The organism is Niabella aquatica (genome assembly GCF_054779315.1).
The window spans coordinates 50,576-66,076 of the sequence record NZ_BAAGYM010000004.1; the positions used below are offsets into that span (position 1 = coordinate 50,576).

Genomic DNA, 15,501 nt, shown 5'->3' on the forward strand with positions numbered 1-15,501 from the left:
TACCATCACCCAATTTCTCCTGGGAATTTATTATTACTCCTGTAGCGGGCAGGTTGTTTTTAAACAAAAGAAACGGTTTTATAAAGTTTTCCATCCCATTCTTTAAAAAAGCATGAATGAAGAATTTCATGTAAGTTTGGGCCCGCGTTTTTACAGTTCAAAAAATAATTTGCCAGATATCAGGACCATAAATGTTACGCGTTATGTCACTCCTTTAAGGGAGGGTGGATCGCTACCTGCTATTGCTGAAGGCGATGACGGCTTTTTATATGCCTTAAAATTCAAGGGTGCGGGGCAGGGTATTAAAGCGCTGGTATCTGAATTTATAGGAGGAGAGATTGCCCGGGTACTGGGCTTGAAAGTGCCGGAAATTGTATTTGCCCGCCTCGATGAGGCCTTTGGCCGCACTGAGCCGGACGAAGAGATACAAGATCTTTTAAAAGCCAGCCAGGGGTTAAATATTGCGCTTCATTATTTAAGCGGAGCGGTTACTTTTGATCCGGCTGTTACGAAGATTGATGCTTTATCCGCCTCAAAAATTGTATGGCTGGATGCTTTCCTGACAAACATGGACCGCACAGCCCGGAATACTAATATGCTGATATGGCATAAAGAGCTTTGGCTGATAGACCATGGAGCCTGTCTTTATTTTCATCATAACTGGGATAGTAATGCAACGCAAATGAAAAGTACTTTTCCTTTAATTAAAGACCATGTTTTATTAAAGGACGCGGCTTTACTGAAAGAGGCTGATGAATATGGAAGGGATATTTTGTCGGACCAGATCATTGCAGCAATCATAGAAGCATTACCTGCAGAATGGCTGGCTTATGAAGAAACAGGTGGAAATATAGAAGCCACCCGGAAAGTGTACCGTGACTTTTTAACCTACAGACTGTACAACAGCAACTTGTTTTTAAACCAGGCTATTGATGCAAGAGCAGCACTTATATGAGTACGCCGTAATACGGGTGGTGCCGCGTATAGAGCGTGAAGAATTTATAAATGCAGGGGTTATTATATTTTGCAAAAAGACCGCTTATATAGGCTGCCGTATTTTTTTGAACGAACAAAAACTCCGGTGCTTTGACGGGGAGGCCGACCTTGAAGTGATACAAAAGAACCTAAAGGCTTTTGAGCTGATTGCAGCAGGGGATAAACTAAGTGGCTCCCCCATAGCCCTGCTGGATGTGCCTTCGCGGTTCAGGTGGCTTACTGCTACACGCAGTACTATTATTCAGTGCTCGAAAGTTCATCCGGGTTTAACCGGTTGCCTTGAAACTTCTCTCAACAAACTAATGCGGGAGATTGTGTGTTAGGGTAATTAGGAGCGCAATAAGCCATTCTTCAGATCTTTAATAACCTGCAGCGTTCTGAAAGGGAAAAGTAATAAATGTATCAGTAATACAATCCATCCATCAGATTGTGTAAAAGCTACATACATTAATATGGATACCGGGAAGAAAACCTGTGCAAAGTCTTGCAGCAGAATCTGGTGAGGACGTTCGGGGGCAATAATGATAACGGGCGTCCTATGTAATTTCCTGTACCGGACAAATACTACAAGCAGGTACAATACAAATCCTACATAAACGAGAAAATTGTTTAATAAAAACAAAATACAGAGCAGGGCAGATACTTCCACAGACAAAATGACAAATTCAATGTTACTAAATTTTTGAGGGTTTCTTTTTGTGGCAAAAGTTTCAATATGCGCCCTGATATCATTGTCCCTGTCATGGAACTGATGCCATAAAATGCCTCTTATTCCATAACAGGCTGCCCATATACCTATTAAACATATCCAGGCCGTATTTACCTGCTGATTGATACGGAAGCACATATAGCTGACCATAAGTAAACTGGTAAAAATGTGCGCACCGCTGGCATCAGCCAATACGCCTAAAATGCCTCTGTTCTTTAACCGGATGGGTTTGAAACTATACATGGAGAAAGCAATCCATGGGATGGAATAAAACAGGCAGGATAAATAGTCTGGCCAATAAAGAAAAATAATAAAAAATAAACCTGTTAATAAGCAGATCCCTGGTAGAAGGAGTTTTGCAAAAAGCGGAAGTTTTTCCATCCGGTTTTGTTTCCCGGCTGCCGCATCATCCTTTATGTCTGCTATATCATTGATGATGCTTACATAGACTGCGCCTGCAATTAAGGAAATAAGAGCTAAAAGAATATATAGCCCCTGGGTAAAAATGTTTTGGTTGTTAAATAACAAGGTGGCATAAGCTATACCTAAAAGTGGTGGTAGCTTGTATTCCCACCATTCAATATGCCTGAAAGCTTTAATTAGTTTCATTTGCTATTATTCCTATTCCCGAATCATTTTTTCTTTTTTTGAGCGTTTGCCTGTTTCTTTTATAACCAATGGCTATTACATTCTGTATGCTCCATAGTGTATGCGAGGCATCAAGGGTTAATGATTTACCAAGCAGTTTAGTGGATTGTACAAGGTTGAAATTTCGTATCAGGTGATGTTTTGCCAGCTCTACCATACCATACACATGCTTTTTTTGCATGAGCCTGTACTCTTCCGGAGTTAATTTATGTTTAAAATCATTTAAGATTTGTGCCGTATCAGCAATGTACAGGTACTCCAGAACCTCGGATCTTTTTCTTCCGTCATAAACATTCATCTCCGTTACTTTTTTTCTCCAGAGCCGGTCTACAGTAAAAGCCGCCTTACGCTTTCCGGATAATATAATATCTAAATACAGGTACCAGTCGTCACCGATCTTCATCTTTGTACTCCATCCCGAAGACACTAATTGCTTTTTTGTAACAAATGAAGAGGACGGAGAAGGGCAGGCCTGGATATAAAGACTTCTTAATTCAGCATCATTCAGTTCTACCCAACCATCTTTCAGCTTGTGCATATAAAGAGCAAGAAAAGGATCTCCTGTCAGGAAATCCCAAAGGCGGCCATCAGGATCCTGCTGGTCCCAGTTGGCAAAAACGAAATCCAGATCGTCATCAACCATTTTTCTGACACAACGCTCTAAAAACAAAGGATACCATTCATCATCAGAATCCAGGGATGCAATCAATTCTCCTGTAGCATGTTTGAGCCCTTCGTTCCTGGCGCTTCCCTGGCCGCCATTTTCTTTATAAATGTATTTTATGTTTTTATATTGCTGTAGAATTTCTGAGGTATTGTCGCTAGAGCCATCGTCCACTATTATTATCTCAACGTTTGTATATGTTTGAGCCAAAAGACTGTTGATAGCATTGGGTAAAATGCCAGCTCTGTTGAATGTAGGAATGATTACCGATATTAGAGGGTTCCTATTCATATCAGGTTCTTTATAATTAATGCTGCAAAAATTTCTTCAGGTGCTTCGGGTAGTATTTTATTGATGGAGGTACAGGCCTTTAACCCAATTTGCTCCCATTGTTCTCTGCTTGTCCAGGCTTCTTCCATTTTTTGTTCGAAGTCTTTTTCTGTGGCTTCTCCAATAAATCCTGTTACCCCGTCTTCAATAATTTCTGAATTACCGCCGGCATGTGTTGTAATTACTGTTCTGCCTGCAAGCATTGCTTCAATAACGGTCAGGGGCATACCTTCGCTTCTGGAAGGCAATATCAATGCATGGTAGTTTTTCCAGAGATCTTCAATGCTGTTATGATAGCCGGAGAAACTGGCATTTTTAACATTTAATAGCGCTGCCATAGATTTTAGTCCTTCCTCATCGGTACCACTTCCTATAAAGGAAACCTGTACAGGGCGTGAACACCAGGGCTCTTTGGACAGTATTCTCAATAAAATATCCTGGCCTTTATCAATAATAAAAAGCCTTCCTATACAGGCTAATTTGTAAACTTCGCTTTGCTGAGGATAAGGTATCGGTTCCCTTTTTAATTTTATGGGATTCCATATAACCTGCGCATTCATAAACCTGAAACCAAATTGTTCTTCAGTAAGCTTTTTATTGTGATGCGAAACAAAATAGCATTGCTTGGCGTTCTGGTATATTTCTTTCATCAGCGTCCTTTCTGAAGAAGGCGGCCAATAAAATTCTACAGCTTTATGCATAACAAGGGAATAGGGAATATGAAGCAGTAAGCATTGATATGCATAACTTAACCCGTCAAAATTCATTCCCTGGTTGATTACAACGAACTGCGGGCGATCTTTTTTTAATTGCTGCCTGAGAGCCAGTGAATATGTTCCGTGAGCATAAAGCTGGTTAATACGCGAAGCAAACAGTTTTTTATAAACTTTTTTGAAAGTTCTTTTTGTTAGAGAGGTATTTTTGTGTAGCCCGACTAAATGAATGCCTGCATCTTGCAGCCTTTTTACTTCAGGATGCTGCGGGTTAAAGTTTTGTTTATAGGCCGTAATTCTATATCCCTTGGTTTTCAGAACGAGTGCTGCCTGGCACCATAAGTCTTCACTTCCTCCCCAGTCATCGGGGCAGCAGGAAATGATGGCAATACTGTTCTTGGGGTGGTTTAAAGACATGGTTAATAAGCGGCTTCAGTATTTATATTTTCATTAAATAACGCAGCATAGGCTCCATTATTTTGCATTAGGAAAGTATCTGTGCCTTCTTCTATAATTTTTCCGCCCGATAACACATAAATATAATCAGCATGTAGTATGGCCGAGCGCCTGTGGCTTATAATAACAGCCCCACGATTGCCTATCCTTTCTCTAAAGCTTTCGAATAGTTCTTTTTCAGAAACAGCATCGAGTGCGCTGGATGCTTCATCGAAAATCAGAAAACGGGCATCTGAATAAAAACATCTTGCCAAAGCAATCTTTTGCCATTGCCCGATACTAACTTCTTCACCATCATCAAATATTCTGCCCATCATAGTATTGTAAGTATCGGGAAACGTTTCTATAAATACTGCTGCACCAGATTTTTTAGCGGCATCCTGTATCTTTTCCATGTTATAAGGCTTTTCGATGTTTCCAAAGAAAATATTTTCACCTGCAGTAAAACTATACCTGTTAAAATCCTGGAACACTACACCTAATTGCTTTTTGTATTCTTCCGGCTTAAACAGTTTAATATCTTTTCCACCATATTTTATAGTGCCGGTTGTGGGGTCGTAAAGGCGGCATAGTAATTTAATGAGTGTTGATTTGCCTGCACCATTCAATCCTACAATAGCTACAATTTTACCGCTGGGAATTTTAATATTGATACCTGTAATAGCTTCTTTATCTGCATGGGGATAAGAAAAGTGCACATTCTGAAGCTCAATGCTTACATCGTCCCCGTCCGGAATAGTTTCCGGCTGATCAGTTTCATAAAGCCCATTGGTAAGCTGCAGCAATTCAAAAGTGCTATTGATATAAATGCTGTTCTGATACACCGTTGAGATACTTGAAGCCAGACTTTGCAGCAATCCGAACGCCTGGGGAAAAGCAACCAGGAATAATGTAATATCGCCGGTACTGGTTTCGCCGGTTATTACCTTTAGTGAAATAAACCCTATACTTACAAATACACCTATGTAAGATAAGGTAGTCGTTACAATTTCAAGCTTGGTACGTTTCAGGGTGATGGCTAGTTTTTCTTTTACCAGACCCTGCCTGATCGCTGTGAATTTTTCTTTTAAATACTGCCCTAATCCGTAAGAGCGGATTTCTTTAGCGGCCGTATCGGTTGTAATCAGGTTGCTGTAGTAAGATGATTTCCTTTCAAACGGCGTTTGGGCAATCCTTAGCCTGTTTAATTTTTTAGAATAGAAAAGCCTTACCAAAAGAGTGGGAAAAATAAATAGTGCCAGTAAGGGTAATAGTACCCAGTTGATAACTATAAGTACAGAAGCTACGGCAGCCAGCGACAGGCAATTTTTAACGATTTCTATTAAGCTGGTTACCACAAGCCCTGGTTTATCGTATCCCGAATCAAGTGCTCTTTTTAATGTATCGTAATAAGAGGGGCTTTCGTAAAAAGACAGCTCAAGCGCTACGGCGCGTTCATGCACTTTTTCATTGATATGCTCGGTAATTTTTGTGGAAAGCACTTCAACGGAATAAGCAGAATAGGAGCGCAATACGAAATATAGAATACCAGCGCATCCTGCCAGCGTTACGTATCTTATGATGTCTGCTGTGTCAGCAGTTGAATGCAGTTGAACACTGGCTACTTTGTCAACCAGCAGTTTCATAATATACAGGGAAACAAAGAAAAACAGGGTTTCAATGAAAATTAAAATAATAGAAATGTATAGCCATTTGGAAGCAGCAACTTTAACTAAACTTAAAATTTCAGATAAGTTTAAATTATTTTTAATATGAGATATCTTTCTTTGAATAGCGATCATTGGAAAACCCGTAAGCTTTATATATATTGTAATCAGGGCTAAACTTACATATTGGCGCAAATATATTATTTAATATCTGAACCGCCGGATAGTTTTTTATCTAAATATTGCCGATAAAGATGCAGCGCTTCAATACCCAAAGCGGTTGTCAGTTCTTCGCTTCCCCAGAAACGGGCCTGCGATGGTGTAGTATAAAATCCATAGCGTTCCCATTCTCCATCTTTTGTTTGCAGCAATAAAAGCTGGCGCATGCTTTTTTCAATTAACGGGCCATCCTCATTTAACATCAAAAGGGAAGTAATACCAACTGCCAGTTCCAACGGACAGTTAAAATAGGTTCGGCTGTTGTGTATTTGATATATTATTTTTTTAATTAATAGTTCTCTGATCTCTACTATTTCAGGAATATTTAAAACGTTCAGCCTTGCTATAAAATAATAATAAATAAAAATATTTTTATACCAGTTGTCTGATTCTTTATTTTTTTTTAAAGTGTCCACAATATAGTCAACAGCCGGCTTGGTTATTTCCGAATATCCGAGATAGGCTACTATATTAGCATTTACTACAGGACCTATATCATCTCTTTTTAAATCTTCCTTCATCCAAAAAAATAAAATTTTTACAGGATATTTAAGTTCTCTTGCGATAAGCCGCCAAAATGCTTTTGGATACTTCCTGAAATTTTTATGCAGTGTGAACCAGGTATAAAATACTCCATTTGGGGCCCTGTTGCTTAGAAGTAGCGGAACATTATCTGGAAAATTTATATTTCTTTTTTTTAATAATGCAGATATTATAGCGGTATCATCAGTGTCTGGTGGAAGGAATTTAAATAACGGGTGATACTTTGCGAAAAAATTCCAAACACCTCCTCTCATAGTCTGATATTGCAGAAAAGCAGTCACTTTTTTTAGAATAGTATCAACTTCAGGCCTGTTTTGATAGGGTAGCAGGCATTGTGCGATAAGGGCAGTTGTATAAGTCATGCTTTCATACGAGCAGGAGGGATCCTGCATAGCTTCATCTGGTGCCATATATGCAATAAACTCGCCATTAGGAAGCTGATGCTGCGATAAATAGTGAATAGCCGTATCAATGGCCGAGTCAATTTTTTCAACAGGTATTGTAGCGTCAGTCATATATAGTAAAAGATATTGAAGAAATAGTTTATTTTAACGGGATGTTTTTTACAAATCCAGCATTTTTACAAAATAGTTATCCGGAAAATTAAGTATAATATCCGTATCTTTTTTAAACAACCCATATACGGTACTGCCGCTGCCACTCATTAATGCAAAATCTGCTCCCATATTATAAAGCGATTGTTTAATAGTGCCGATTTCAGAGTGGCGTTTTATTACGGCCTCTTCAAAATCGTTCGTTATCAGTTTTTTCCATTCTTCAACAGGCCGGGAAACAGCTTCTTTCAAATTGACCGGGGCAGGTTTGGGCTGTACATAGCTGAAAGCAAGGGGTGTGGATATATGAACGCCGGGGTTCACCATTACTATTTTATAACCGGAAAGATCAGGAGCCACCTCTTCAAAAATTTCGCCGCGGCCTGAAGCAAAGCTGGGCTTGTTTTTTATAAAAAAGGGGCAATCACTACCAAGTCGCAGGGCGTAGCTGATTAATTGATCAGTTGATAAGTTGAGCCGGAATTTATTGTTCAACGCCATCAAAGTATAGGCGCCATTAGCGCTGCCGGCCCCCAGGCCGGACCCAACAGGAATATTTTTTAAGAGATAAAAATGAACAGGCGGTAACGATGGAAAGTCTTTTTTTAACAGTTCCCAGGCGTTTAATATGATATTGTCTGCGATTTTGCCGGGAACAGGCTGACCTAAAATCGAAATGGTTGTGGTACCGGCCTCCATTAGCTCTATAACATCAAACAAAGGCAGGGGCAGGAAAACCGTTTCAAGGTTGTGGTATCCATCGGCCCTTTTTTGAGTGATGTATAACCCAATATTTATCTTACAGTTGGAGAAAACAATCAAGGGGAATTTATAAATATTGAAAAATAGATGTGGAATGTTGTCCCGTTTTTCCGGGGCTATTTCTTTTTACGGCTGTTCAGCTCGTCCCTGATGGCAATGGCTTTCACATAATCTTCGCTTTCCAGTACTTCTTCCAGCAGCTTGTTCAGCTCTTCAATGGTCATTGTTTTCAGGTCGCTGCCTGTATTATCAGTAATCGCTGCGCCTGTGGTTTCCTCCTGTTTTTCGGCAGTTGCCTGGCCTTTATCATCCATTACAATTCCGGCATTGCTTAATATGTTCTCGTACGTATAAATCGGGCAGCCAAACCGCACTGCCAAAGCTATGGCATCAGAGGTGCGGCTGTCTATTTCCACCGTGTCATGATCGGAAGAACAAACCAGCTTACTGAAAAAAATACCTTCCTGGAGATCGGAAATAATGATTTCATGAAGATCAATAGAAAAGGCAACCATGAAATTTTTCATCAGGTCGTGCGTAAGCGGGCGGCTGGGGTTCATTTTTTCCAGGGCCACCGCAATGGCCTGGGCCTCAAAACCTCCGATAACAATGGGTAACCTTCGCAAACCGTTTACCTCTCCCAATACTACGGCATAGGAATGCGTTTGGGTAATACTATGCGAGAGCGCTACAACTTCAAGTTCTATTTTTTTCATAAACCGAAGCACGAAACTAAGGATTTTCTCTCATTTTGCTGCTGTTGTAAAGCAGCTTTAAGCTGCATGACATTTTTTCGGCTTATGAAGCAACAAACCGGATTTTCGGGGGCAACCGGTGTAAAAAGAAAAGCCTGTACAAATGGCCTTGATTGTATTGAATAACTAATTTAAGGTAGGTATGACAATTGGCTATTTCTAAAAGTTGCTTTTAGGAGTATTATGAAGTACTTTCATAATACAAAGTTTCGATTGTAGCGGTAAGGCATCTTGTGACCATCTATTATAAAATAAACACCATGAGCTCTACAAGCGATATTCAAACCAAATACAACCAGCTATTACAAAGAGGGCTTAAATTAGGCGCCAAATCAGGAGCGGAAACAGATACGGGTTACGGAGGAAAGCTGCAGCGCTATCAGAATGGCAATATTTACTGGCACCATACTGTAGGAACATATGAAGTGCATGGCGGCATTTTAACCAAGTATCTTTCTTTAAATGGGCCGGGTATTGCTCCCGGTGCGGGCAAACGCCTGCTGGGTTTTCCTAAGTCTGACGAAACAGCCGTAAGAAGGGATGGCTATTATCCTGTAAGCTATTTTGAATGGGGCGCTATTTACTGGATTTATGGAGGCGTATGTGTAAGCGGGGATATTTATAACAAATACAGGGAAATGGGTGCTGAACAAAGCACTTTAGGATATCCTGTTTCGGATAACCAGTTTATCCCGATGGGCGAAGTGGTTTATTTTGAACGTGGCTGTATCTGGAAATCGCCCGCACTGCCGGCACCGGTTGTGATACATCTTTCCATACCCTTAATGGGAAACCCATTATTGGTGGATACAGATAATTACAATGAGCTACCATCGGGAATTATGATTAATGCGGATGTAACAGAAGCCACCGCAAATTATATAAAGCAAAACCTGCCCGGTCTTTTATCACAATTATGGAGCGCAAAAATAAATTTACGTGCCGCAGGGGCTTCCATATTAGTTCCGCTTCAGTTTGATACTACAACTGTAGCAGTTATAAACATATTGAATATTAAAGCCTGGAAGCTTACCACTAAATTAGTGTGGCCGCCGGGGCAACGGCTCAATAACAGACAATTGTACGATATTGTTTTTTCGCTTCCGGGAAAACAGCCGGTTATGTTATCTCCTCATGCTGTATATACAAGAAATGCCTGGGACAATTTTGGGTTAATACATGCAACAGATCTGCATGTAAGCCGCAGGATTGATAGCTTCAGACAAAAATTATATAATGCGGGTTTTGCAGATGCCGTACAACAATTTAACAGCCCGAATGATGACTTCAGAGATTTGATAAAATATGCCAACAAATTACATTCGCTGGGCGTATTAGATGGATTGATACTCACCGGGGATTTAATAGACTACATATTTGAAAACGATGATGACCGGGAAGGTGGAGGGAATTTTGTGTTTTTCGAGAAACTTGTTATGGGCAAAATACCTTACCCGGATAAAGCTATTTACCCGGTAAATGCAAGCAAGGTGCAGGAAGAATTACAGGTACCTGTATTTACAACATTAGGTAACCATGATTACAGGCCCAATGCTTATGACCTGGTCGCAGATCTGGATGCAGCCGATTTTGGCAGCTTTGATCTATGGCCCTGGGGAAATAAGGTGATAGAGAATTTTTCATCTTTCAACTTATTGCTTAAAGAAGCACAGGCCATACAGGGAGGGAAGAATGTATATTATGATATGAATGATGCTGCATCGAAAGTGGCAATAGGAAGAGATAAATTAGGATATTATCAGCGCCGGTTGAATAGCCGCAATTCGTATGTGGTTAACCTGGGTATTAACAGGTTGATTATGTTAGATACTAAGTACGACAGAGGAGTTCTGGGCGCTTCGGCAAAAGACAGCCTAAAATACATTTTTGGTTTCTTAAGCGAATCGGAAAAGAATTTCTTAGATGCTAATCCCGATTCGGAAGGTTTGAATGATACAGATATCAATATGCTTCGCCAAACGCTGAACCAGAATGGAACAGGGGCTGTGATTATTGGTATGCACGCACCACCAGTAAATCCCCAGAAAAATGAAATGAACCATTATTTCAGGGAAACAGAGCATATGCAGATCAATGCCATGCACGTAAATGGTTTCATTCAGCGCCATGATCCGCTTCAGTATCATATCAAAAAGCAAAATGCACATGAAGACTGGATACGCACCAGCTCACTTAACTTTAAAAAGAAGGACCCCTCTAACCTGCTTGACTATGGGGCATCTAAAGGAAAGCAGAAGGAGTTTTTAGATTTATGTGAAGGCCGGGGTGTACAACGAAAAGTAGATCTTGTACTTTCTGGTCATGGACATAAAAGAGTTGAATACAGATTGGGCTGGAATGAGCAGGAAAATTTTTTACGGGTATATATGGATTTTTATTCTGAAAATCCGAAAATGTATTATTCATCTGTCTATAACAAAGCGTTTAAGCTTGTGCATTATTTAGGAGTGAATAACGTACAAATGGTTGCAGCAACTCAAAAAGTACATGTTCGTATAGCAAAAGGTGTCGCAGTAAACCAGCAGCCAGCGATGGTTACCGATCATAGAGCCAATGGCTGGAAGCCTTATTTGTATATCAATGTTCCGGAATATTTATCTCCGTTAAATGATAGCGTCAATCCTTCAAAATGGTGGAAAGATAAAGGCCCCATCATTATGGAAACAGCCGCTTTAGGCCCAATGGAAGCGAATTTGCGGCAATCGACTACAAGCGAGCAACGGGATTATCCCGGGCCTTGTTTCCAGGGATTCAGATTCATACAGGTAGAAAATAATGTTATTTCCAGAATAAGATATGTAGCGTTATCTGTATTGCGCGAAAATAATTTTAAAATGCCCTGGGAACCGAGTAAGGTATCAGGGCCGGATGTTAATACCGGGACAGGTGGTATAGGAATTGCTGTGATTAAGTGAGCCGTCCTAAAACAGGAGATCCTGAATGATTAAACCTGTGGAATAACAGGTTTAAAGATTTTTCAACGCTTCAGTTAATTTAGGCACTACTTCAAACAGGTCGCCCACAATACCATAATCAGCGGCTTTAAAGAAAGACGCTTCCGGATCTTTATTAATAACCACGATTACCTTGCTCTGGTTCACACCCGCCAAGTGTTGTATAGCTCCTGAAATACCAACAGCAATATAAAGATTCGGTGCAATAGTTCCTCCGGTTTGTCCTACGTGCTCGTTATGTGGGCGCCAGTGAGCATCGGCCACAGGACGGCTGCAGGCCAGGGCGGCATGAAGTTCTTTGGCAAGATCTTCAAGGATGCTCCAGTTCTCAGGTCCTTTAAGGCCCCGGCCACCGCTTACTACAATTGCTGCTTCAGCCAGAGGCACTTCCCCGCTTTGCTTATTAATACTGGTCACTGTTATTTTAGGAGCATCTGCTGCTGCGGAAAATGTTACTATTTCTGCAGCACCTTCTCCGGTTTGCATTTTAAAAGCGTTGGGCTGCAACGATATGATTTTTACCGGAGTGAGAATATGAACATCAGCAAAAGCCTTTCCCGAAAATACACGCTTCTTTACTATAAAGCCGTTGGATGTATCGGGTAGTGCTACGGCTCCCGCCACCAATCCGGCTTTTAGTCTTGCCGAAAGGCGCGGAGCTAAAGCCTTGCCGTTAGCATTGTTGGAAAATATAATAATGGCAGCGCCACTTTGCTCAGCCACCGCCGCTATCAGTTTTGTATAAACCTGTGCATCAAAATGTTTAACCGCCCCGTTATTTACCTGGTAAATCTTCGTTACGCCATATTGACCCAGGGCGCTCAGATCTTCTGTTACGGGAGCTATTACCAGGCCCTGTACTTCAGCACCTGATTGTTTAGCCAATTGCGCGCTATAGCTGAGTGCCTCAAGTGATGATTTTTTTACACTGCCGTCTTCGGCTATATCAATAAAAGTTAAAACAGACATATATATTAAGTTAATGGTGAGTGGTGTATAATAAGTGAGGCTGCTAGATCACCCGGGCTTCATCTTTTAAAAGTCTTACCAGCTCGGCTACATTGTCAGGTGCTACCAGCTTTACCCCTGCTTTGGCCGGTGGCAAACTAAATGCAGCAATACTGGTTAAAGTGTCAGCAGCTACAGGCTCTGCCACTTTTAAAGGCCTGGTACGAGCCGCCATAATACCACGCATATTAGGAATACGTTGTTCGGCCATCCCTTTATTACAGCTTACCACAACCGGTAAGCTTACTTCACACACTTCTTCACCTCCCTCTATTTCACGCGCAATAGTGGCGATAGTTCCGCCGGCTTCGGCAGGCCGGCTTAGCTCAAATTTTGTAGCCAGGGAAATATAAGGCAGGTCTAATAATTCAGCCACCATACCTCCTACAGAACTTCCGTTATAGTCGATGGTCTCTTTTCCTAAAAAGATCAGGTCATAACCACCTTCTTTTGCAACTGCGGCTATCTGTGAAGCAATAAAGAAACTATCCTGGCTTTCTGTATCCACGCGTATGGCTTCATCGCCGCCCAATGCTAATGCTTTCCTGATGACAGCATCGGCAGCAGCAGTTCCTACAGTTACTAAATGAATGACAGCAGAAGGGTCAGCCTCTTTTAACTCAATGGCTCTTACCAGCGCATAGTATTCATCATTGGGGTTGATAATCCATTGTACGCTATTGGAGTCAAATTTCGTGTTGTTGTCAGTGAAAGCTATTTTTGCCGTAGTATCCGGCGTTTTGCTGATACATACCAGTATTTTCATATGAGTGCTGTTTTAAAATAGTTGTTTATGCAACTAAACAAATATAATATTTATTTGCTAAGAAATGAAAGATTAAAAAGTTAATATGTCGAGAATTGATCAGATACAGGACCTGTTAAAAGAAAATCCCGAGGATAGTTTTTTACAGCATGCTTTAGCGCTGGAATACGTAAAACAAGGAGATGATGAAAATGCAAGGCATGTATTTGAAGCATTGTTATTGGCTGATCCGGATTATGTAGGCAGCTATTACCATCTTGCTAAACTGTATGAAAGAAGCGGCCGGGAAGAGACGGCTATTAAAGTATATGAGCGTGGTATGGAAGCAGCCCGACGATTAGGCGATCAGCATGCTTACGGCGAGCTGAGAAGCGCCTATGAATACCTCATTTATTAAAACAGGATTGCATAAAAAATTAATAATTTGTTAGACCGATTTATTTCTTTTATTCATCAGAATCACCTCTTTACCAATAAAGACAGGTTACTAGTGGCAGTAAGCGGAGGAGTAGACTCTGTGGTATTATGTAATTTATGTAAGCAGGCAGGGTATGATTTTGGAATAGCCCACTGTAATTTTCAGCTTCGGGAGGCTGCCAGCGAGCGCGATGAGCAATTTGTAATAGCTCTGGCCGGTACACTGCAGGTACCCGTGCATCGTATCCGGTTTCATACGAAGCAGTATGCCGAAGAAAATAAACAATCTACACAGGAAGCAGCAAGGGAGCTGCGTTATAACTGGTTTGAGAAAACAAGGGCAGAAGAGGGGTATAACTTTATATTAACGGCCCATCATGCAGATGATAATATAGAAACAGTGCTGATGAACTTTTTCAGAGGCACAGGCATCCATGGCCTCACCGGTATTAAAGCTATTAATGGCAAAATAAGAAGGCCGTTGTTGTTTGCAAAACGTGCTGAGCTGGAAACTTATTTAAAAGATAAGCAACTACAGTTTGTGCAGGATGATACCAATCTTCATGATGATTATACGCGGAATTATTTCAGGAATACCGTATTACCCCAAATAGCTAATGTATATCCCGAGGTTTCACAAAACCTGCTGAATAATATTGAAAGGTTTAAGGGTGTGGAAATTCTTTATCACCGTGAAGTAGAACGTAATCAAAAAAAATTGCTGTTTAAAAGGGGAGAGGAGTTTTTCATCCCGGTGCTGCTTTTGCAAAAGACACCTGCATATGCTACTGTTCTGCTTGAAATGGTAAAACCGTTTGGTTTTAAGGCCAGGCAAATACCCGAGCTGATCAGCCTGCTCGAAAGTCAGCCGGGTAAATACATGTGCTCGTCAACGCACCGTATATTAAAGGACAGGAACCACCTGGTTATTTCTGCGTTAAAGAAAGTTGGTTCTTTTGCTATCATTATAGAAGGGGAGGGTACGTACCCGTTTGCTGATGGGACATTGATCGTAAAAACCGGTATTCAGAAAGAGATCTCCAGGAGTGAAAACATAGCAAGTATCAATGCGGCTTCTATTCAATATCCGCTTATCCTGAGACCCTGGCGCACGGGCGATTATTTTTATCCATTAGGGATGCGTAAAAAGAAGAAGGTATCCAGGTTCCTGATAGATAAAAAATTATCTCTTGCGGAAAAAGAAAAAGTATGGGTTGTGGAAATGGATAAAAAGATTATTTGGGTGGTGGGACACCGTATAGACGACAGGTTTAAGGTAGAGGATCCTGAAGCTCCTGCTCTTACAATAGCGCTTTTGTAAATTGCTTCCGTATACAGTA

14 protein-coding genes are annotated in these 15,501 nt (G+C 40.9%); 5 read left to right on the top strand and 9 right to left on the bottom strand.

What is annotated here, in order from left to right:
• Positions 1-112 precede the first annotated feature (112 nt).
• Both ACYVBM_RS03995 and ACYVBM_RS04000 read left to right on the top strand, forming a co-directional pair.
• On the top strand, positions 113-955 hold the full coding sequence (locus ACYVBM_RS03995; protein WP_460684332.1) for a HipA family kinase: 843 nt from the start codon (positions 113-115) through the stop codon (positions 953-955).
• Positions 933-1,319: a DUF3037 domain-containing protein gene (locus ACYVBM_RS04000; protein ID WP_460684333.1), complete on the top strand. Its 387-nt coding sequence runs from the start codon at positions 933-935 to the stop codon at positions 1,317-1,319. The genes ACYVBM_RS03995 and ACYVBM_RS04000 overlap by 23 nt, the downstream gene beginning before the upstream one ends.
• Before the next feature lie 5 nt (positions 1,320-1,324).
• Here ACYVBM_RS04000 and ACYVBM_RS04005 read toward each other — a convergent pair whose 3' ends face one another.
• The 7 genes from ACYVBM_RS04005 to ACYVBM_RS04035 form a co-directional block, all read right to left on the bottom strand.
• Positions 1,325-2,314, bottom strand: a complete 990-nt coding sequence (locus tag ACYVBM_RS04005; protein WP_460684334.1) for a UbiA family prenyltransferase — start codon at positions 2,312-2,314, stop codon at positions 1,325-1,327.
• The gene (locus ACYVBM_RS04010; protein WP_460684335.1) at positions 2,301-3,308 is read right to left on the bottom strand and encodes a glycosyltransferase family 2 protein; all 1,008 of its coding nucleotides are present in this window, start codon (positions 3,306-3,308) and stop codon (positions 2,301-2,303) included. Before ACYVBM_RS04010 ends, ACYVBM_RS04005 begins: the two co-directional genes overlap by 14 nt.
• Positions 3,305-4,477, bottom strand: coding sequence for a glycosyltransferase family 4 protein (locus ACYVBM_RS04015; protein ID WP_460684336.1), 1,173 nt, complete (start codon positions 4,475-4,477; stop codon positions 3,305-3,307). Before ACYVBM_RS04015 ends, ACYVBM_RS04010 begins: the two co-directional genes overlap by 4 nt.
• Positions 4,478-4,479: 2 nt before the next feature.
• Positions 4,480-6,297, bottom strand: a complete 1,818-nt coding sequence (locus tag ACYVBM_RS04020; protein ID WP_460684337.1) for an ABC transporter ATP-binding protein — start codon at positions 6,295-6,297, stop codon at positions 4,480-4,482.
• 65 nt (positions 6,298-6,362) lie between these two features.
• Positions 6,363-7,439 (bottom strand): prenyltransferase/squalene oxidase repeat-containing protein, encoded by a 1,077-nt coding sequence (locus tag ACYVBM_RS04025; protein WP_460684338.1) that lies wholly within the window; start codon positions 7,437-7,439, stop codon positions 6,363-6,365.
• Between the two features lie 48 nt (positions 7,440-7,487).
• The gene (ispE, locus tag ACYVBM_RS04030) at positions 7,488-8,300 is read right to left on the bottom strand and encodes a 4-(cytidine 5'-diphospho)-2-C-methyl-D-erythritol kinase (RefSeq protein WP_460684339.1); all 813 of its coding nucleotides are present in this window, start codon (positions 8,298-8,300) and stop codon (positions 7,488-7,490) included.
• A 56-nt stretch (positions 8,301-8,356) separates the two neighbouring features.
• Positions 8,357-8,956 (bottom strand): bifunctional nuclease family protein, encoded by a 600-nt coding sequence (locus ACYVBM_RS04035; RefSeq protein ID WP_460684340.1) that lies wholly within the window; start codon positions 8,954-8,956, stop codon positions 8,357-8,359.
• 299 nt (positions 8,957-9,255) lie between these two features.
• Between ACYVBM_RS04035 and ACYVBM_RS04040 the strand changes: the two genes are divergently transcribed.
• Positions 9,256-11,931 carry a metallophosphoesterase gene (locus tag ACYVBM_RS04040; protein WP_460684341.1) on the top strand — a complete coding sequence of 892 codons (2,676 nt, stop codon included), beginning with the start codon at positions 9,256-9,258 and terminating at the stop codon, positions 11,929-11,931.
• 51 nt (positions 11,932-11,982) lie between these two features.
• On the opposite strand, the gene ACYVBM_RS04045 is transcribed toward ACYVBM_RS04040, so the two are convergent.
• Both ACYVBM_RS04045 and ACYVBM_RS04050 read right to left on the bottom strand, forming a co-directional pair.
• Entirely contained in the window at positions 11,983-12,939 is a 957-nt protein-coding gene (locus tag ACYVBM_RS04045) for an electron transfer flavoprotein subunit alpha/FixB family protein (RefSeq protein ID WP_460684342.1), read from the bottom strand.
• A gap of 43 nt (positions 12,940-12,982) precedes the next feature.
• The gene (locus ACYVBM_RS04050) at positions 12,983-13,744 is read right to left on the bottom strand and encodes an electron transfer flavoprotein subunit beta/FixA family protein (protein ID WP_460684343.1); all 762 of its coding nucleotides are present in this window, start codon (positions 13,742-13,744) and stop codon (positions 12,983-12,985) included.
• A gap of 85 nt (positions 13,745-13,829) precedes the next feature.
• Here ACYVBM_RS04050 and ACYVBM_RS04055 point away from each other — a divergent pair, with 85 nt between their 5' ends.
• Together ACYVBM_RS04055 and tilS are read left to right on the top strand one after the other, a co-directional pair.
• Positions 13,830-14,141 (top strand): tetratricopeptide repeat protein, encoded by a 312-nt coding sequence (locus ACYVBM_RS04055; RefSeq protein WP_460684344.1) that lies wholly within the window; start codon positions 13,830-13,832, stop codon positions 14,139-14,141.
• A gap of 27 nt (positions 14,142-14,168) precedes the next feature.
• Positions 14,169-15,482 carry a tRNA lysidine(34) synthetase TilS gene (gene tilS / locus ACYVBM_RS04060; RefSeq protein ID WP_460684345.1) on the top strand — a complete coding sequence of 438 codons (1,314 nt, stop codon included), beginning with the start codon at positions 14,169-14,171 and terminating at the stop codon, positions 15,480-15,482.
• Positions 15,483-15,501 lie beyond the last annotated feature (19 nt).